Source organism: Halovenus marina (assembly GCF_051414115.1).
Taxonomy (GTDB): Archaea; Halobacteriota; Halobacteria; order Halobacteriales; family Haloarculaceae; genus Halovenus; species Halovenus marina.
In genome coordinates, this window is the sequence record NZ_JBLKNZ010000001.1 from 1,843,282 (window position 1) to 1,860,232 (window position 16,951).

Annotated in this window: 17 protein-coding genes and 1 tRNA gene; 11 read left to right on the plus strand and 7 right to left on the minus strand. The window is 62.3% G+C overall.

What is annotated here, in order from left to right:
* A complete protein-coding gene (locus ACMGFL_RS09450) occupies window positions 1–843 on the minus strand; it encodes a putative RNA uridine N3 methyltransferase (RefSeq protein WP_436935289.1) in 843 nt (280 codons plus the stop codon).
* A 202-nt stretch (window positions 844–1,045) separates the two neighbouring features.
* Between ACMGFL_RS09450 and ACMGFL_RS09455 the strand changes: the two genes are divergently transcribed.
* Together ACMGFL_RS09455 and ACMGFL_RS09460 are read left to right on the plus strand one after the other, a co-directional pair.
* Window positions 1,046–1,267: an antitoxin VapB family protein gene (locus tag ACMGFL_RS09455; RefSeq protein WP_436935290.1), complete on the plus strand. Its 222-nt coding sequence runs from the start codon at window positions 1,046–1,048 to the stop codon at window positions 1,265–1,267.
* A gap of 86 nt (window positions 1,268–1,353) precedes the next feature.
* A tRNA-Gly gene (locus ACMGFL_RS09460) sits at window positions 1,354–1,424 on the plus strand.
* A gap of 50 nt (window positions 1,425–1,474) precedes the next feature.
* On the opposite strand, the gene ACMGFL_RS09465 is transcribed toward ACMGFL_RS09460, so the two are convergent.
* The gene (locus ACMGFL_RS09465; protein ID WP_436935291.1) at window positions 1,475–1,864 is read right to left on the minus strand and encodes a hypothetical protein; all 390 of its coding nucleotides are present in this window, start codon (window positions 1,862–1,864) and stop codon (window positions 1,475–1,477) included.
* Window positions 1,865–2,004: 140 nt separating this feature from the next.
* Between ACMGFL_RS09465 and ACMGFL_RS09470 the strand changes: the two genes are divergently transcribed.
* Together ACMGFL_RS09470 and ACMGFL_RS09475 are read left to right on the plus strand one after the other, a co-directional pair.
* Window positions 2,005–2,232: a DUF7557 family protein gene (locus ACMGFL_RS09470; protein WP_436935292.1), complete on the plus strand. Its 228-nt coding sequence runs from the start codon at window positions 2,005–2,007 to the stop codon at window positions 2,230–2,232.
* The gene (locus ACMGFL_RS09475) at window positions 2,233–2,637 is read left to right on the plus strand and encodes a PIN domain-containing protein (protein WP_436935293.1); all 405 of its coding nucleotides are present in this window, start codon (window positions 2,233–2,235) and stop codon (window positions 2,635–2,637) included.
* A gap of 29 nt (window positions 2,638–2,666) precedes the next feature.
* Here the strand turns inward: ACMGFL_RS09475 and ACMGFL_RS09480 are convergent, their stop codons facing one another.
* A complete protein-coding gene (locus ACMGFL_RS09480; protein ID WP_436935294.1) occupies window positions 2,667–3,533 on the minus strand; it encodes an aldo/keto reductase in 867 nt (288 codons plus the stop codon).
* A 121-nt stretch (window positions 3,534–3,654) separates the two neighbouring features.
* Here ACMGFL_RS09480 and ACMGFL_RS09485 point away from each other — a divergent pair, with 121 nt between their 5' ends.
* The 6 genes from ACMGFL_RS09485 to ACMGFL_RS09510 all read left to right on the plus strand — a co-directional run bounded on the left by ACMGFL_RS09485 (window position 3,655) and on the right by ACMGFL_RS09510 (window position 10,755).
* A complete protein-coding gene (locus ACMGFL_RS09485) occupies window positions 3,655–4,917 on the plus strand; it encodes a LeuA family protein (RefSeq protein ID WP_436935295.1) in 1,263 nt (420 codons plus the stop codon).
* A 348-nt stretch (window positions 4,918–5,265) separates the two neighbouring features.
* Window positions 5,266–7,011, plus strand: coding sequence for a biosynthetic-type acetolactate synthase large subunit (ilvB, locus tag ACMGFL_RS09490; RefSeq protein WP_436935296.1), 1,746 nt, complete (start codon window positions 5,266–5,268; stop codon window positions 7,009–7,011).
* Between the two features lies 1 nt (window position 7,012).
* Window positions 7,013–7,672: an acetolactate synthase small subunit gene (gene ilvN / locus ACMGFL_RS09495; protein WP_436935297.1), complete on the plus strand. Its 660-nt coding sequence runs from the start codon at window positions 7,013–7,015 to the stop codon at window positions 7,670–7,672.
* Window positions 7,665–8,678: a ketol-acid reductoisomerase gene (gene ilvC / locus ACMGFL_RS09500; RefSeq protein ID WP_436935298.1), complete on the plus strand. Its 1,014-nt coding sequence runs from the start codon at window positions 7,665–7,667 to the stop codon at window positions 8,676–8,678. The genes ilvN and ilvC overlap by 8 nt, the downstream gene beginning before the upstream one ends.
* Window positions 8,679–8,689: 11 nt before the next feature.
* A complete protein-coding gene (gene leuC, locus ACMGFL_RS09505) occupies window positions 8,690–10,153 on the plus strand; it encodes a 3-isopropylmalate dehydratase large subunit (protein ID WP_436935299.1) in 1,464 nt (487 codons plus the stop codon).
* Window positions 10,153–10,755, plus strand: coding sequence for a 3-isopropylmalate dehydratase small subunit (locus ACMGFL_RS09510; protein WP_436935300.1), 603 nt, complete (start codon window positions 10,153–10,155; stop codon window positions 10,753–10,755). The genes leuC and ACMGFL_RS09510 overlap by 1 nt, the downstream gene beginning before the upstream one ends.
* A gap of 21 nt (window positions 10,756–10,776) precedes the next feature.
* On the opposite strand, the gene ACMGFL_RS09515 is transcribed toward ACMGFL_RS09510, so the two are convergent.
* On the minus strand, window positions 10,777–11,181 hold the full coding sequence (locus ACMGFL_RS09515; protein WP_436935301.1) for a CBS domain-containing protein: 405 nt from the start codon (window positions 11,179–11,181) through the stop codon (window positions 10,777–10,779).
* A gap of 172 nt (window positions 11,182–11,353) precedes the next feature.
* Between ACMGFL_RS09515 and ACMGFL_RS09520 the strand changes: the two genes are divergently transcribed.
* On the plus strand, window positions 11,354–12,334 hold the full coding sequence (locus ACMGFL_RS09520) for an isocitrate/isopropylmalate dehydrogenase family protein (RefSeq protein ID WP_436935302.1): 981 nt from the start codon (window positions 11,354–11,356) through the stop codon (window positions 12,332–12,334).
* Window positions 12,335–12,371: 37 nt separating this feature from the next.
* On the opposite strand, the gene rad50 is transcribed toward ACMGFL_RS09520, so the two are convergent.
* From rad50 to ACMGFL_RS09535, 3 genes are all read right to left on the minus strand, one after another.
* Window positions 12,372–15,077, minus strand: coding sequence for a DNA double-strand break repair ATPase Rad50 (rad50, locus tag ACMGFL_RS09525; RefSeq protein WP_436935303.1), 2,706 nt, complete (start codon window positions 15,075–15,077; stop codon window positions 12,372–12,374).
* Window positions 15,074–16,423: a DNA double-strand break repair protein Mre11 gene (mre11, locus tag ACMGFL_RS09530; protein WP_436935304.1), complete on the minus strand. Its 1,350-nt coding sequence runs from the start codon at window positions 16,421–16,423 to the stop codon at window positions 15,074–15,076. Before mre11 ends, rad50 begins: the two co-directional genes overlap by 4 nt.
* A 165-nt stretch (window positions 16,424–16,588) precedes the next feature.
* Window positions 16,589–16,849 (minus strand): winged helix-turn-helix domain-containing protein, encoded by a 261-nt coding sequence (locus tag ACMGFL_RS09535; protein ID WP_436935305.1) that lies wholly within the window; start codon window positions 16,847–16,849, stop codon window positions 16,589–16,591.
* Window positions 16,850–16,951 lie beyond the last annotated feature (102 nt).

Here is a 16,951-nt window from a genome sequence, read left to right on the forward strand (position 1 = left end):
TTACTCCTCGATGTTGAGGGGGGCGAGCGTGGCGAACACCGCTTCCTCGGTGCGAATTACCTCGCTGCCCTGGTTCGGAACCGTATTCAGCCAGAGGTCGAACCCTCCAGTCTCTCTGGGCTCTTCGCGGACGGCTGCTGGCTCGATGCCGAGGATGGCTGGTAAGCCACGCTCGGGTGCGCCGAATGCAACCGTATAGTCGGAGGACTCGCCGTGGATATCCCCGGCTAGGTTGCCGAGCAGGTCCACGTCCAGGACCTCGCCATGCCGCGACGCGGCGATGGTAAGGCCTGCATCGTCCTCGGATAGTGCCGTATCGAGGTTCGCGCGGTCGACGGCGTAGCCCGGTGGGGCCACGTCGACGAGTTTCGCCCGAACCGGCTCTCGCGAAGAGACCCTGACGGTGACGCGCTCCCGTTCGGTTACCTCCATTCCGGATGGCACCGGCAACGAGATCGGGTGTTGCAGTCCGCAATTGACCCGGACGCGCCCATCAGCTCCGACTCTGGTCACGATTCCCTGTCTTAACGACCCCGAATTCTGTGATCCGGAGCCGGTCTGTGAACGCACGCGGAGCGGCGGCAAGACGCCCGCGTACTCCAGTTCGTCCCGCCTGTCCCAGGCCTCCTTTCGGAGTTCCGGGGGCGTGGCGGCGTACCGGAGTACGGTTTCGACGAACCCATCGCCAAACTTCCCGGCCCCGTCGGGGTCGGGAACGACCGTCAATCGGTCGACCCGGAAGATCGTGGCCGCGCGGGCCACGTATCCGATTTTGCGAGTTGCCTCGCGTTTGTCCTCGGCTTCCCGGGTGAGCGACGATGGCACGAGCACGCTGACTGTCATGCCGTAACGCTTCCACGTCGCGCCACTAGACTGTGCCGATTACTCTCTCATCCGGACTTAAAAAGACCCCGTTTCCCGATTGGGTTGTGTCGCGTTATCACGGTTCTCAGCGTGTGAGAAGGGCACACAGGGAGTGAATAACAGGATATCGAGATCACCCGTCCGGATAGCATTTTTTGTGGTCGAACGGCATGGGATTGTCATGAGCAACTACATCGAGGTTAGCGACGAGGTATACGAGCGATTGAAACGCAAAAAGGGAGATAGGAGTTTCAGTGAGGTAATTGCAGCGCACCTAGACGACGGAAAACGTCACTCAGACGTTGCTGGAGCGCAGATTCTGGCAACCAAAGCCTACAGAGAGGCATCTGAAGAGATAACTCAGTTGAGCGAGGGAGAATTCGACTGTATACGCGAGGAGTAACGCGATTCGTATTGATAACGGATCTCACGTTTGGACACATCCGGAACCCTTTTATTGTCCTCCGGTGGTAGGATATATTGCACCCGGCGCTGGTGGTGTAGTGGTATCACAGGACCCTGCCACGGTCCTAACCCGAGTTCAAATCTCGGCCAGCGCACTTTCTTTCGACGCAATCCAGCGAGCACCGCGAAGCGTGTGCAACCGCTGTCAGTCTGCGTATCCTTCGATCTGCTCCTGTTCGAGCATTCGCTCGGCTTCATCGAGCGACCCGGCCTGCTCGCCGCGGTATCCAACGTCCCGAGAGCGGCGCTCGAACGCGTTGACGACCACCTCGCTCGTCTCCTCGTCGACTACTCTCACGACGCGGTCGACGCCCATCTCCTTGAGGTGTTGCTGTGCGCGTTTGATCGGCTTTGCCGCCTCGGGTGATGGAGGCCTGAATCCAGAGAGATCCGTGATGATGTCGAACCCATCCCGGAGCTGTTCGGCTTCCTCGACGGCGACATCCGCCGCCTCGTCGATGCTCGCAGCGTTCATCCGTCCGGTCAGGTCGATACGCAGCCGATTGTCTCGCCGGTTGGCTACAATATCGTACATACAAATGCTAGTTCGAAAGGCTCTCGGGTTACTATGGTACCTTACCAGTAAGGTATAATCGCTCAGAGCCAGAGATAGTATAACTAAACCAATAGAACATAAATCGAAGTCGTTTTGCATACGTATACGTATACGCATATATGGGCGACACCACGATCCGCGTCTCCGAGGAAGCCAAAGACCGCCTCGATCTGTACAAACGCGAGGGGGAGAGCTACGAGGACGTGATTTTGCGACTCACCGAGCGCGACCAGTGGGCAGGGTTCGGCGCGCTCTCGGACACTGACCGAGAGACACGACGTGGGATGGATCGGATGCGAGAGGCCCTGCAAGCCGGGATGGCCGACGATATCGAGGAGGACGAATAGATGCTCGTGTTCGATAACAACCTTCTCAGCGATTATCTCGACGGGGTGGACACAGCGCGTCACTTTCTCCAGCAGCACGAGCAACGCGTGTGGGCCATCCCATCGATTGTCCTGTACGAGGCGTATATGGGAAGCATCCACGGCTATATCGACGGCACGCCATCGACGCTCCGGCAGGCCGTGACAGCATCCATGGAGGTGCTTCCCGTGACTGAGCGAACCGCAGACGAGGCTGCATCGCTTCAGGAAGAACTTCTCAGCGCGGGAGTTGCGGCTGACCATCCAGATGCACTCATCGCGGCGTCAGCGCGGGAACACGGCGGCACATTCGCAACCGCGGAGAAGCACTTCTGGGATGATCGCGTGCAGTCTGTCGTGCCTGTGGCAGAATACGATCCGTACTGAATGTCAAATGCCAACTCGGGAACGACGAGTCACTCCTGCGGGTCGATATCGTTCAACTGAGCGAGTTCGTCCTCGTCCAGAGAGAGTTGCGAGGCGGCGACGTTCGATTCGAGGTGGTCGACGCTCGAGGTGCCCGGGATTGGGAGCATCACGTCGGAGTGGTGGAGCAACCACGCGAGCGCTACCTGCCGCGGTGTAGCGTCGTTGTCGGCTGCAATCTGTTCGAGAGTGCCAGCGACGCCCTCGTCCTCGACGGTGTACAGCGGCCCCCACGGGATGAAGCCGACATCGTATTCCTCGCACGCGCGAAGCACGCCCTCGTCGCCGCGGTAGCCGACGTTGTACTGGTTCTGCACCGTCGCGATATCGACGATGTCCATCGCCGTCTCCAGTTGCTCGACAGAGACGTTCGAGAGACCGACGTGTCTGATCTGCCCGGCGTCTTTCATCTCAGCGAAGGCGTGTACGGACTCCTCGAAGTCCGTGTCGGGATCGGGCCGGTGGAACTGATACAGGTCGATCGTGTCAGTCCGAAGTCGGTCGAGACTACAGAGCACCTGATTGTGCAGGAAGTCCGGGTCGCCGTGGGGGAGCCAGTTACTGTCGCGATGGCGAACCAGTCCGGCCTTCGAGGCGACTATCGCGTCGTCGCTGTCGGTGAGTTCCTGCCCGATCAGGCGCTCGCTGACGCCCGGGCCGTACGAATCTGCGGTGTCGATGAAGTCGACGCCGAGTTCGACGGCACGGCGGACGACAGACCGGGCTTCGTCTTCGTCGGCGGGTGGGCCGATGATGTCCTCGCCGGTGAGTCGCATCGCGCCGAATCCGAGTCGGTGCACAGTCAGGTCGCCGCCGATATCGAACGTCTCACTCTCGTTTACAATCTCGTCAGACATACGTGTCAACGTCGGGGGCGAGCCACTAATCGGTGCTGGTCGCGGGCGAAAAGGGAGTGATGCAGTCCGACAGTTCGTGTGCGATGCGTTCACAGACCGATCAGTAGCAAGACAGATTTATATGGCGTCGGCGTCCTGTTACACATGCTTATGTACGACAACGAGGATTCGTCGGGAACCCCGGCGGATCGAGTTCTTCCAGGGCACACTGGAGAACACGTCCGAAATTGAGGACGCACGACTTTTCGACACGACGCTGCGCGACGGCGAGCAAACGCCACGAACGTCATTCTCGTACGAAGACAAACGCGAGATAGCGGCGCTTCTAGACGACATGGGAACACACGTCATCGAGGCGGGATTCCCGGTCAACAGCGACGCGGAGTTCGAGGCAGTTCGCGACATCGCCGCAGCGAGTTCGACAGACGTGTGCGGACTCGCGCGCGTCGTCGAGGAAGATATCGAAGCCGCGCTCGACAGCGGCGTCGACATGGTGCACACCTTCGTCTCCACCAGCGACGTCCAGCTACAGGATTCGATGCACGCCACCCGCGAGGAAGCCCAGGAGCGTGCCGTCGAAGCGGTCGAGCGCGTGAAAGAGGCCGGTGTGGAGTGTATGTTCTCACCGATGGACGCAACACGCACCAACGAGGGGTTCCTCCACGAAATCGTCGCGGCGACCGTCGACGCCGGTGCCGACTGGGTCAACATCCCCGACACGACCGGCGTCGCCACGCCGACGCGAATGACTCACCTGGTCGAGTCAGTCGTCGAGACGGTCGAGGAGACGGACCCCGACGCGCGCGTCGACGTGCACACGCACGACGATTTCGGGCTGGCGACGGCGAACGCACTCGCTGGCTACGAGGCCGGTGCAAGCCAGTCACAGGTGTCGGTCAACGGCATCGGCGAGCGAGCGGGCAACGCGGCCTACGAGGAGGTCGTGATGGCGCTCGAATCGCTGTACAACATCGACACCGGTATCGACACCACACAGATCACGGCGCTCTCCCGAAAGATCGAGCAGAAATCCGACGTTCCCGTCCCGGGCAACAAGCCCGTGGTGGGCAAGAACGCATTCGCCCACGAGAGTGGGATTCACGCGGCCGGTGTGATCGAGAATTCCGATACGTTCGAACCGGGCGTGATGACGCCGGAGATGGTCGGTGCCGAGCGCGAACTCGTGCTGGGCAAACACACCGGCACCCATTCCGTCCGGGAGCGACTGCAGGAGGCCGGGTTCGACCCGACCGACGAAGAGGTTCGCGAGGTGACCCGACGGGTCAAGGACTTCGCCGCCGAGGCCCAGCGCGTAACGATGTCCGAACTGCGGAAGTTCGCGCGCGAAGTCGGCGTCAAACAGCGCGAGGAGGTTCAGGCGTAGGCCGATGGCAGGACGGTCAGACCAGACGACCAGTCGTCAGCCAGTGTCACACGACGGAGATCAGTCCGGCGTGGAGGGCAATTTCGCCCCCGTGAGCGGGCGATCGCCGGGCGTGTCACGGAACGTTTATTACGGACCGGCGTCTGACCGTCAACGTGATGCGAACGAGCGCTGGCAGTCACGGCCGCACCCGCACTGTCAGCCCCGCGACTCTCCTTGTAGGGGCTGTATAGCCCCACATTTCACCAGTCGTTTCTCGACACGTATCGTCCGACGACAGCAAGAGCATATACAAATGTACCGACCAGATCCACCGACAACAGGACCGAACTTACGGGAGAGACAGTCATGAGCGAACGAGCATCCGTGTCACGGGAAGACGAACAGGACGAGCAGCCAGTCGAGACGGGCGCAGAGTCCGTCGCGAAGGCACTCGAAAACGCGGGCGTCGAACATCTGTTCGGCGTCCAGGGCGGCGCGATCATGCCGGTGTACGACGCGCTGTACGAACACGAGAACATCACGAACATCACGATGGCCCACGAGCAGGGCGCCGCCCACGCTGCGGACGCCTACGGCATCGTGACGGGCAAGCCGGGCGTCTGTCTGGCAACCTCGGGACCCGGTGCGACGAACCTGATCACCGGCATCGCAGACGCCAACATGGACTCGGACCCGCTTCTGGCGCTGACCGGACAGGTGCCGACGAACTTCGTCGGGAACGATGCCTTCCAGGAGACAGACACCATCGGTATCACCCAACCGATCACGAAAAACAACATCTTCGCCGAGAACCCGGACACCGTCGGCGACGACATCGGCACTGCGTGGGCGCTGGCGAACACCGGCCGACAGGGACCGACGCTGGTCGACCTGCCCAAGGACGTGACACAGGGCGAAACCGACAGCCAGCCCGGAGCCCCACAGACGCCGGACACCTACGACCCACCGGAACGAGCAGACGACGTGGCCGTGCAGGCGGCCGCAGAGACGCTCGCAAACGCCGAGCGACCGACCATTCTGGCTGGCGGCGGGGTCATCAAGGCCGAAGCCAGCGACGAACTGCGGCAGTTCGCACGCGAGTACGAGATTCCGGTCGTCACGACGATGCCCGGCACCGGCTCGTTCCCCGAGACGGATCCGCTGTCGCTGGGCATCGCAGGCATGCACGGCACCGGCTACGGGAACCTCGCCGTGTCGAACTGCGACGTGTTGCTCGGTATCGGCACCCGATTCGACGACCGACTCACCGGCGACGTGGAGACGTTCGCGCCCGACGCCGAACTCGTCCACGTCGACATCGACCCGGCCGAGATATCGAAGAACATCGAGGCCGACTATCCGCTCGTCGGCGACGCAGCGGCCGTCATCGAGCAACTCTACGAGACGATGCCCCGACCGCCGAACAGTGACGAGTGGGTCGAACAGTGCGAGACCTGGAAAGAGGAGTACCCGCTCGATTACGAGATGCCCGAGGACGAACCGCTGAAACCCCAGTACATCGTCGAGAGATTCGACGACGTGACGCCCGAGGACACCATCGTCGCCGCTGGCGTCGGCCAGCACCAGATGTGGGCGTGGCAGTACTGGACGTGGACCCAGCCCCGAACCTGGGTCACCTCACACGGCCTCGGGACGATGGGCTATGCAGTCCCGGCGGCCATCGGTGCGAAAATCGCCGCCCCCGACCAAGAGGTCGTCGCGTTCGACGGCGACGGGTCCTTCCTGATGACCGCACAGGGCCTGAGCGTCGCAGTGCGGGAGAACCTCGACCTGACCATCGTCGTGCTCAACAACGAGGCGGTCGGCATGGTGCGGCAGTGGCAGGACGGGTTCTACGAGGGCCGACGGATGGCCTCCGAGTACCCGTGGATCCCGGAGTTCGACAAACTCGCAGAGGCCTTCGGTGCGCAAGGGTTGCGCGTCGAAGAGTACGAGAACGTCGAGGACACCATCGCGGAGGCACGCGAGTACGACGGGCCGTCGGTCATCGACGCCATTATCGACCCCGGCGAGAACGTCTACCCGATGGTGCCAAGTGGCGGCGACAACGCACAGTTTGCGCTCAACGAGCAGCATCTGGAGGACATCTAAGATGACGAAAGGAGAACTCCCAGGGCCGCATCCGGACGAACGGATGCAGCCAAGCGGCAGACGCAACTCACAGGGAATTCGAATCGACCCCGAGGTCGAAGCGACACACGAACCAGAGCGCGCGGTGCTTTCCGCACTGGTCACACACGAACCGGGTGTGCTCGCGGAGATTTCAGGGCTCTTTAGCCGCCGACAGTTCAACATCGAATCGCTGACCGTCGGGCCGACGATGGACGAGGACCTCGCGCGGATGACCATCGTCATCGACGAGACGCGCCCGGGCATCGACCAGGCGAAAAAGCAACTCGAAAAGCGCATCCCGGTCATCTCGGTGCGCGAGTTGGAGGACACGGCGGTCCAGCGCGAACTCGCCATCGTAAAAGTCAACGGCCAGCGACCCGACGAGGTCAACGCCATCACCGACATGTACGACGGGAAGACGCTGGACGCTGGCCCGCGAACGATCACGGTCGAGTTGACCGGCGAGGAGTCGACAATCGACGCCGCGCTCGACGCGTACAAGCAGTTCGGCATCCGCGAGGTGATGCGAACTGGCGACGCCGCACTCGCACGCGGCGAGGCACCGACAGCACAGGTCAAGCAACCGAATCAGGCGCCGACGGAGGCGCAAGTCGCAACGGAGGAAGTTTCTGATGACTGATAAATTCACGACACCAGTACACTACGACGACGACATCGACGCAACGAACATCGAAGACAAGACGGTCGCAGTACTCGGCTACGGGAGCCAGGGTCACGCACACGCCCAGAACCTCGACGACAGCGGTGTCGACGTGGTCGTGGGCCTCCCGAAGAGTTCCTCGTCACGCCAGGCGGTCGAGGCGGACGGACTTCCGGTCGCGACGCCGCGAAACGCCGCGTCGGACGCTGACATCGTGGTCATGCTCGTCCCCGACACGGTTCAGCCAGACGTGTACGAGGACATCGAACCAGCGCTCGATGCGGGCGATACGCTCCAGTTTGCCCACGGCTTCAACATCCACTACGGGCAGATCGAACCGCCCGAAGACGTCGACGTGACGATGATCGCCCCAAAATCGCCGGGACACCTCGTCCGCCGAACCTACAAGCGTGGCGAAGGGACGCCGGGCCTGCTCGCAATCTATCAGGACGCGACCGGAGAGGCACAGCAGGAAGCGCTGGCGTACGCACAGGCCATCGGCTGTGCGCGAGCGGGCGTCATCGAGACGACGTTCCGCGAGGAGACAGAGACGGACATCTTCGGCGAGCAGGCAGTGCTCTGTGGCGGCGTGACCGACCTGGTCAAGGCCGGGTTCGAGACGCTCGTCGACGCGGGCTACGCCCCGGAGATGGCCTACTTCGAGTGTCTCAACGAACTGAAACTCATCGTCGACCTGATGTACGAGGGCGGCCACATGGGGATGTGGAACTCGGTCTCTGACACCGCCGAGTACGGCGGTCTCACCCGCGGCGAAGAGGTCATCAACCGCGAGGGAATGGACGAAATTCTCGAGGGCGTCCAGAACGGCGAGTTCGCCCGCGAGTGGATCAACGAGAATCAGGCGAACCGGCCAGCCTACCGACAGTACCGGCAGGCAGAGCAGAACCACCAGGTCGAGGAAGTCGGCGCGCGCCTGCGCGAACTGTTCGCGTGGGACGAGGAAAGCGGCGAGACAGCCGACTGAGAACAAGGGCAATGAGCAAGAACACACTGTACGACAACGTCTGGGACAAGCACAAGGTAACGGAGTTGCCCAACGGACAGGACCAGCTGTTCATCGGGCTACACCTCATCCACGAGGTGACGAGTCCGCAGGCATTCGCGATGATCCGCGAGCGCGACATCGATGTCGCCTTTCCCGAGCGCAACTACGCGACGACCGACCACATCGCACCGACCGAGGCCGACAAGCGTGACCGACCGCTCAAGGACGACGAGGCAGAGCAGATGCTCTCTGCGCTCGAACGGAACGTCTCCGAGAACGGGATCACCTACTTCGGCTTCGAGTCCGGCAAGCAGGGTATCACCCACGTCGTCGCGCCGGAACTGGGGCTGTCACAGCCCGGAATGACCGTCGCCTGTGGCGACTCCCACACCGCAACGCACGGAGCGTTCGGTTCCATCGGCATCGGCGTCGGCACCAGCCAGATCCGCGACATCCTCGCGACTGGCTGTATCGCCGCCGAGAAACAGAAGGTCCGACGCATCAACGTCGAGGGAAGCCTCGGTGAGGGCGTCTACGCGAAGGACATCATCCTGAAGATCATTCAGGAACTCGGCGTCGACGGCGGCGTCGGCCACGTCTACGAGTACGGCGGCCCCGCAATCCGCGAACTCGACATGGAGGGGCGACTCGCCATCTGTAACATGTCCATCGAGGGCGGCGCTCGCGCGGGCTACATCAACCCCGACGAGACGACCTACCAATACCTCCGCGGGCGCGAGTACGTCCCCGAGGGCGAGGCCTTCGAGGAGCGAAAGGCCTACTGGGAGTCGATCAGGTCCGACGAGAACGCCGAGTACGACGACGTGGTCACCATCGACGTCGACGGCATGGACCCACTTGTCACGTGGGGCATCAACCCCGGACAGGTCATCGAGGTGTCCGAACCGGTCCCCCACCCCGAGGACTTCGAGAGCCGAAGCGACCGCGAGGCCGCAGAACAGGCCCTCGAACACATGGACATCGAACCGGGCCAGTCGATGCTCGGCTACGACGTCGACGTGGCGTTTCTGGGCACCTGTACGAACGGCCGACTCTCCGATTTCCAGGTCGCAGCGGACATTCTGGAGGGCCGAACCATCGACGACGACGTTCGCGCACTCGCAGTGCCCGGTTCCGAGACCGTTCGCGAGCAATGCGAACAGCACGGCCTCGACGAGGTGTTCATCGACGCTGGCTTCCAGTGGCGCCGCGCCGGGTGTTCGATGTGTCTCGCGATGAACGACGACTCGCTCGAAGGGGACGAAGTCTGTGCATCCTCGTCGAACCGGAACTTCATCGGTCGACAGGGCTCGAAGGAGGGCCGAACCGTGCTGATGAGTCCGGCGATGGTCGCCGCCGCGGCCGTCGAGGGCGAAGTGACCGACCCGCGTCGCTTCCTCGATTCCGACGTGCGAACGGTTACAGCAACTGACGTCGAGGAGGTGGCAGACTGATGGCAGACGATCAACACATCACCGGCGTGTCTGGGACGGGCGTCCCGATTCCGGGCGACGACGTCGACACAGACCAGATCCTGCCCGCCCGCTTCATGAAGGAGGTCACCTTCGACAACATGGCGGACTATCTGTTCTACGACGCCCGCCGTGACGAGAACGGGGAGTTCAACGACCACCCACTCAACCGCTTCGAGGACGCGTCCATCGCCGTCGTCAACCAGAACTTCGGCTGTGGCTCCTCCCGGGAGCACGCCCCGCAGGCGATGATGCGCTGGGGTGTCGACGGCGTCGTCGGCGAATCCTTCGCCGAAATCTTCCGCGACAACTGCAAGTCGCTGGGCATTCCGGCGGTCACCGCCTCCCACGAGGACGTGACCGCACTCCAGGAGTGGATCGAGGACAACCCCAATAGCGACATCGAAATCGACGTCGAGGCAGAGACGGTGACCTACGGCGACACCGTCATCGAGGGGAACATCGACGACGCGATGAAGGAAGCGCTCGTCGACGGCATCTGGGACACGACCCAACTGATGTACTCGAACCTCTCGAAGGTCGAGAAAACCGCAAGCGAACTTCCGTACGTCGAAGAAGTCTAACTAGTTCTCGAACTCGCCGAATTACGCTGGCGACGGCTCTCGAATGTCCGAGAGATACGACGTCAGGTCGGTCGTCGAACACATGCCGATGACGCCTTCCTCGTCGTCGACGACTGGCAGGTGCTGGATGTCGTAGGTGATCATCTTGTCGGCAGCGCTTCGAATCGAGTCCTGTGCGGTGACGGTCACGACCTGTTCGGTCATGTGGTCGCCGACAGTCGAATTGTCCTTTGGCTCGTTGTCCCGGACGATCCGAACGAAGTCGGTGCTCGTCAGGATACCCTGCAGTTGGTTGTCGTCGTCGACGACGACGAGTGAGCCGATGTTTTTCTCGAGAAGGATCTCTGCGGCCGCTGCGACCGAGGTGTCCGGGGAGACCGAGACGATGCCCGAGGACATGACGCGCCCAACGAAAATGTCGTCCATACACACACGATGCAGTCTCACCTGTTAATGCGTACCGATCTGGAGTCAGTCTCACCTGTTAATGCGTACCGGTCTGGAGTCAGTCTCACCTGTTACTGCGTACCGATCTGGAGTCGTGGCTGACCGAGACGGCGACCGACACGCTCTTTTTCGCCCCCGGAAAAGTACGGCCATGACTCACGAAATCGCGGTGATACCGGGCGACGGCATCGGGAAGGAGGTCACACCGGCAGCGGTCGACGTACTCGAAGCGACTCCGATCGACTTCGATTTCGTCGAAGGCGAGGCTGGCGACGAGGTGCTTGCCGAAACCGGAACTGCTCTGCCCGAACACACACAGGAAATTGCGGCCGACGCCGACGCGACGCTGTTCGGCGCGGCAGGCGAGACGGCAGCGGACGTCATCCTCCCGCTGCGCTCTATCGTCGGGTCCTTCGCGAACGTCCGCCCGGCCCGGTCCTATCCCGGTCTCGACGCGGTCAAACCCGAGACGGATCTCGTCTTCATCCGAGAGAACACCGAGGGCGTGTACTCGGGCCTCGAAAGCGAGATTACCGAGGGCGTCCGGACACTCACCCGCGTCGTCACCGAAGACGCCTCCGAGGAAATCGCCGAGTACGGGTTCAAATACGCCCGACGGAACGGCTACGACGACGTGACCATCGCCCACAAGGCAAACGTCATGCGCGAGACAGACGGGCTATTTCTCGAAACCGCCGAGCGCGTGGCCGACGAGCGCGACGCCGAGTACGAGACGGCGCTGATGGACGCGCTCGCGATGCACCTCGTGATGCACCCCGAGGACTACGGCGTGGTCATCTGTCCGAACCTCGCTGGGGACATGCTCTCGGATCTGGCGGCGGGACTGGTCGGCGGCCTCGGACTGCTCCCCTCTGCGAACGTCGGCCCCGAAAACGCCCTCTTCGAGCCAGTACACGGCTCTGCGCCCGACATCGCTGGCGAAGGGATTGCAAACCCCTCGGCGATGATCCTCTCTGCGGCGATGTTGCTCGACCATCTCGGCTACCCCGACGAGGCGACCGCCGTTCGGGACGCCGTCGAGTCCGTCCTCGAATCTGGTCCCCGAACGCCCGACGTGGGCGGCGACGCCACCACCGAGGAAGTCACCGACGCCGTGATCGATCAGATCTGAGACGGGGAACTCCCGCGCCTCAAGGAGACGAGACCTGCTAGTCGTCGGCTTCGAGGAGTCTCTCGCGCGCTGGCTGGCGCTCGACTGTCGAGCGGTTCGTCGTGCTGTCTTTCGTGACCGTCACTAGGTCGTCGGCGGCGTCGACGAGTTTTTCGTCGTGACTGACGACGAGGATCTGTTCGACGCCCAGGTCCCGCATCGTCTCGATGAGTTCGACGAGTTGGCCGACGTGCCCGGCGTCGAGAAACACCGTCGGTTCGTCGAGAATGAGCGGCGGCATCGGTGCCGTTCCCTCGATGCCCTCCGCGAGCAACCGATAGATCGCACAGCGCAGGCTGAGATTGAAGAGCGCGCGCTCGCCGCCAGATAGCTGGTCGGGGTCGAGCGTCTCGCCGTCCTTCTGGTAGACAGTCAGTTCGTAACTTCCGTCCAGGTCGATGTGGGAGTAGGTGTCGTTCTCGTAGACCAACTCGAAGGTTTCGTTGAGCATCCGTTCGAGCGTCTCGACGTTCTGCTGGCGGAGTTGCGCGCGCAACTGGGCGTAGGTCTCCTCCAACTGTTCGACCTCTTCGTACAGCGAGTTCAGCCGCTGGACTGTCGTTGTGAGTTCGTCGCGCCGGTCCCGCAACTGTTCGAGTGCGTCGAGTTCGTTCGTGATCGCTCCGATCTGCTCTTGCAGTTCCGTGCGCTGGCCTTCCAGGTCGTCGAGCGTCTCCCCGACCTCTTCGAGATACGACGTCGCGTTCTCGTGTTGCTGTCGAGCCCGTTCGATCTGGGTTTCGTCGAACGTCTCTCGCAACTCGTCGCGGCGCTCGCGCTTTTCGGCCAGTCGCTCGCGGCGTTCGTCGTTGACGGTCTCCTTTTCGGCTCGCTGTTCTCTGAATCGCTCGACATCTGACTGGAGTTGGTCGATCTCTTCCAGCGTCGTGTCGATCTGTTCGAGCTGTTCGAGTCGCTCCTTCAGTTCTCCGTGCTCCCGGTTTCGCTTTGCGATTGCCTCGGTTATTTCGTCGACACGATCCTCGGCCGCCGCTGCTTCGTCTCGCTTTTCGGCCGCCGCCTGTTCGTCCTCGTCTGCCTGTGCTCTGAGTTGCTCGATCCGGTCCCGCTTTTCGTCGATGCTTGACTCCCGCTCGTCGAGGATCTGTTCGATGTTGTCCCGGTTCTGTTCGAGTTCCGCCGCTCGCTGTTCTCGCTCGCGAAGGTCCTCGGCGCGCTCCAGTTTCGTTTCGAGGCGCTCCTCGCGCTCTTCGAGGTCCGCGACGGCCGTTTCCAGTTCTGACACGCGCTCGCGGCGTTCCCCGAGCGCGTCGACGTGCGGGGAGTCTTCGACTGGCTGTCCGCAGGTCGGACACTTGCCTGCATCCAGTAGCGACTCGGCTTCGCTCACTCGCTCCCGTGCGTTTTCGAGTTCCGTTCTCCGCTCTGCGAGTTGCTCGCGGCACGTCGAAAGGTCGTCGCTGACCGTCTCGTAGTGCGCGTCGGCCTCACCGATTGCGATCGGTGCGTCCTCGAAGCGTTCGTGTATCTCCTCGATTTCCGCAGTCAGTTCGGCAACCTTCTCCCGCTTGTTGGCGAGATTGTCCTCGGCATCTTCGAGTTCTGCTTCGAGTTGACTGGCCTCCTCGCGGCGTTCGGTCGCCGTCTCCTCCAGGTCTGCCGCCGATTCGAGTAGCGACTCGCGAGTGCTGTCTGCCTCCTGTTTCTCGACACTTTGCTCCCTGATCTGGTCGGTCACTTCCTCGATCTCTGCCTCGACCGCATCGATTTCGGTATCGAGTTGCTCCCGAGTCAGGTCGTCGCTCTCGGCCCGGGCCTCGACTGTCTCGAACTGCTCGACTCCTTCGAGGAGTTGGTCGCGCCGGTCCCGCCGTTCCGAGAGGGTTTCAGTTCGCTGTTCGATCCGCTCGGCGAGTTGCTCCCGTTCTCGTTCGGTCTCTCCAATCTGCTCTCGGAGGTCGTCAATGTCGGATTCGAGTGATTCGAGTTCCTCCTGTTTCTGTTCGTACTCGTCGAGGACGGCCTCGGCCTCGTCGCGCGTTTCGACCGCCTGCTCTCTGTTCTGTTCGTATCGGTCGATTTCACAATCGATCTCTGCTGCCTCGGATTCCAGATCGTTCAGGCGGTCGTGGAGATTCTTCTCCGCCTTTGCTTCGATCTGGTCTTCGACCTCCGAGAGCGCGCCCTGCTTGTCGTCGCGGACGCGGCCGACGCCGACGCGGGCCTGACTCGCGCGCTGGCGATACTCTTCGAGGGTGCCAAGTTGCAGGAGGTCGTCGAGCATGTCCTGCCGGGTCGACGGGTCGGCGTTTATCAGCTTGTTCACCTCCCCCTGTCTAACGTAGGCACAGTTGAGAAACGCCTCGGTGTCCATCCTGAGCAGTTCGGTGACGAAGTTCCGGACGTCGGTCGCGCCGTCGATGGTGCGGTCCTCCCCGTCGAGAACACACTTTGTGGTTCGGGCGTCGCCGTCTCGACTGCGGATCTCCCGCCGGATGTGATAGGATTCCCCGTCGTGAGTGAACCAGAGTTCGACCGTCGTCTCCTCGGCCCCGATGGTGACGACTTCGTCGAGCGTCTCGTCGAGCGCTTTCGAGCCATAGAGTGCGAAAAAGCAGGCCTCCAGCAGCGAGGATTTGCCGCTCCCGTTCAGCCCGTGGATGACGGTCACACCCACGTCCAGACGGAGGTCTGCGTCCTCGTAACACTTGAAGTTCGAGAGTCTGACCCGGTCGAACCTCATCGGTACTCACCCATCGTCGCCTGGCCGTCACTCTCGGCCTGATCCGTCTCCGACTGGTCAGACTCGTCGGTGTCTATCTGCGGCGTGTCGGACCGTGCAGACTCGTCGGTGTCTGTCTGTGCTGTGTCATCGAGGTCTGCGTGTTCCTCTCCGTCGATGTCTACGTGTCCCGCTCCGTCGAGGTCCGGGGACGCATCTTGGCCGTCCTGCGATGCGTTCGCTTCTGAATCGGCTTGCTCGAACGCATCACGATCATCAAGTAGATCTGCGACGCGGCGCTCGACGGTGTCGGCGACGTTCGAGTCAGCCACCTTGCTCGCGCGGATCGTCTCGTCGAGGTCGCGTGCGGCCCCGCTCAACCCCATCGAGTCGAGGCGCTCCCTGACGGCTGCGTCGGGGTCAGCGAAGCTCACTTCGATGTCTCTGTCCTCGGTCTGTTCGCGCTCGTCGGTGACGCGAGTCACGAGCGCGCCCTGGTCTGCGGCGAACTCCTCGATGGTGGCCGGGAGCACGTCCTCGCCCTCGCCGCGGATCCACACTGCGACGACGGCACCTTCTAGATCGTACTGGCCGACCTGCTCGCGGACGCGGCCAGCACCTTCGCCCGGAGCGAGTTCCACCTCGACGAAGACAAAGGATCGCGTCTCGATGCCGCGCCTGCGGATGTCGACGCCGTCGTCGAACTCGACGATGTTGTACCCCCGGTCCTCGCGCTCGGCGGTGCTCGCACGCTCTGTCGACCCGCAGTAGGTCAGCCACGCCTCGTGTGGCTCCTCGACGCGTTTCGTCTTCGCCTCGTGGTCGTCGCCGAGCAACATCGCGTCGAACTGCACCGTCGACTCCGCCAGAATCTCGGTCGCGTCCCAGTCGCCGTGTGCGAACGGCGCGAAGAGACCGTGAGAGACGAGTACAGCATAGTCGACGTCGTGCGGTTCGAAGTCGTAGGACAGGTCCTCGCGCTGCGAACGGGAGACGAAATCCAGCCCGTACAGCGCCACGTCACCGACGACGGTTGGCTCGTCTCCGAGTCGCTGCGCCAGCCCCATGCTCTCGAACAGATCGAGCCACTGCGTGTCCCGCTTGGATTCGTGGTTGCCGACGATGGCCAGAAAGGGGATATCTGCGGCGTCGAGTTCGCGCAACAGCGACACCGCGCCCATCACGTCAGAGAGCGTCGGCGTGCGGTCGTGAAAGAGGTCGCCAGCGTGGACGACGGCATCGACGTCGTCGGAGACAGCGTCGTCGATCACCCGCCGGAACGCAGCGAGAAAGTCGTCCCGGCGCTCGGGCAGATGATACTGCCTGTAGCCGAGATGCGTATCGCCAGTGTGGAGTATCCGCGTCATTACCCCTCAGTAGGAAAGCCGCCGGTAAATGAATTCCCCGACCGCAGTGAAAGTGACAGCCCCAACGAGCACGGCGGTCAGTCGACGACGACCGCGGCAGGCAGTGAACGATGAACGTGGCGGTCAGTCGACGGCAAGCGGACAAACAGTCAGCGAGAGCGGTGCTCACTCGATAGTGAGCGTGTAGACCCGCTTTCGCGCGTCGGAAAACGCGATGCGCGAGTCGACGACACCGACCTCTTCCAGTCGGGTCAGCGCGTACCGAACCGTCCGCGGCGGCAACAGCGTCTCCGACGCCAGTTGGCTCTGCGTGAGCCGATCGTTGTACTCCAGAACCTTCGCGACGAGTTTCGCACTCGGTGGTAACTCCCGCACTGCATCCCAGCCACGCTGTGCTGCCGACCGCTCGACCTCTGTGACACTCATGATACACACCTCTCTGGGATGTACTATAATAATATTTTCTATCTTGCTTTATTCACTATAGTAATATCAGCATGTTCGATGAGACAGACCGGCAGGGTGTGA

Bases quoted from the DNA above. Each gene is read 5' to 3' on its own strand.
- ACMGFL_RS09485 (WP_436935295.1), top strand. From the start codon at position 3,655: ATGGCGTCGGCGTCCTGTTACACATGCTTATGTACGACAACGAGGATT.
- ACMGFL_RS09535 (WP_436935305.1), bottom strand. From the start codon at position 16,849: ATGAGTGTCACAGAGGTCGAGCGGTCGGCAGCACAGCGTGGCTGGGAT.
- leuC (WP_436935299.1), top strand. From the start codon at position 8,690: ATGAGCAAGAACACACTGTACGACAACGTCTGGGACAAGCACAAGGTA.
- ilvN (WP_436935297.1), top strand. From the start codon at position 7,013: ATGACGAAAGGAGAACTCCCAGGGCCGCATCCGGACGAACGGATGCAG.
- ACMGFL_RS09470 (WP_436935292.1), top strand. From the start codon at position 2,005: ATGGGCGACACCACGATCCGCGTCTCCGAGGAAGCCAAAGACCGCCTC.
- ilvB (WP_436935296.1), top strand. From the start codon at position 5,266: ATGAGCGAACGAGCATCCGTGTCACGGGAAGACGAACAGGACGAGCAG.
- ACMGFL_RS09455 (WP_436935290.1), top strand. From the start codon at position 1,046: ATGAGCAACTACATCGAGGTTAGCGACGAGGTATACGAGCGATTGAAA.
- ACMGFL_RS09450 (WP_436935289.1), bottom strand. From the start codon at position 843: ATGACAGTCAGCGTGCTCGTGCCATCGTCGCTCACCCGGGAAGCCGAG.
- ACMGFL_RS09520 (WP_436935302.1), top strand. From the start codon at position 11,354: ATGACTCACGAAATCGCGGTGATACCGGGCGACGGCATCGGGAAGGAG.
- ACMGFL_RS09480 (WP_436935294.1), bottom strand. From the start codon at position 3,533: ATGTCTGACGAGATTGTAAACGAGAGTGAGACGTTCGATATCGGCGGC.
- mre11 (WP_436935304.1), bottom strand. From the start codon at position 16,423: ATGACGCGGATACTCCACACTGGCGATACGCATCTCGGCTACAGGCAG.
- ACMGFL_RS09475 (WP_436935293.1), top strand. From the start codon at position 2,233: ATGCTCGTGTTCGATAACAACCTTCTCAGCGATTATCTCGACGGGGTG.
- ACMGFL_RS09515 (WP_436935301.1), bottom strand. From the start codon at position 11,181: ATGGACGACATTTTCGTTGGGCGCGTCATGTCCTCGGGCATCGTCTCG.
- ilvC (WP_436935298.1), top strand. From the start codon at position 7,665: ATGACTGATAAATTCACGACACCAGTACACTACGACGACGACATCGAC.
- ACMGFL_RS09510 (WP_436935300.1), top strand. From the start codon at position 10,153: ATGGCAGACGATCAACACATCACCGGCGTGTCTGGGACGGGCGTCCCG.
- rad50 (WP_436935303.1), bottom strand. From the start codon at position 15,077: ATGAGGTTCGACCGGGTCAGACTCTCGAACTTCAAGTGTTACGAGGAC.
- ACMGFL_RS09465 (WP_436935291.1), bottom strand. From the start codon at position 1,864: ATGTACGATATTGTAGCCAACCGGCGAGACAATCGGCTGCGTATCGAC.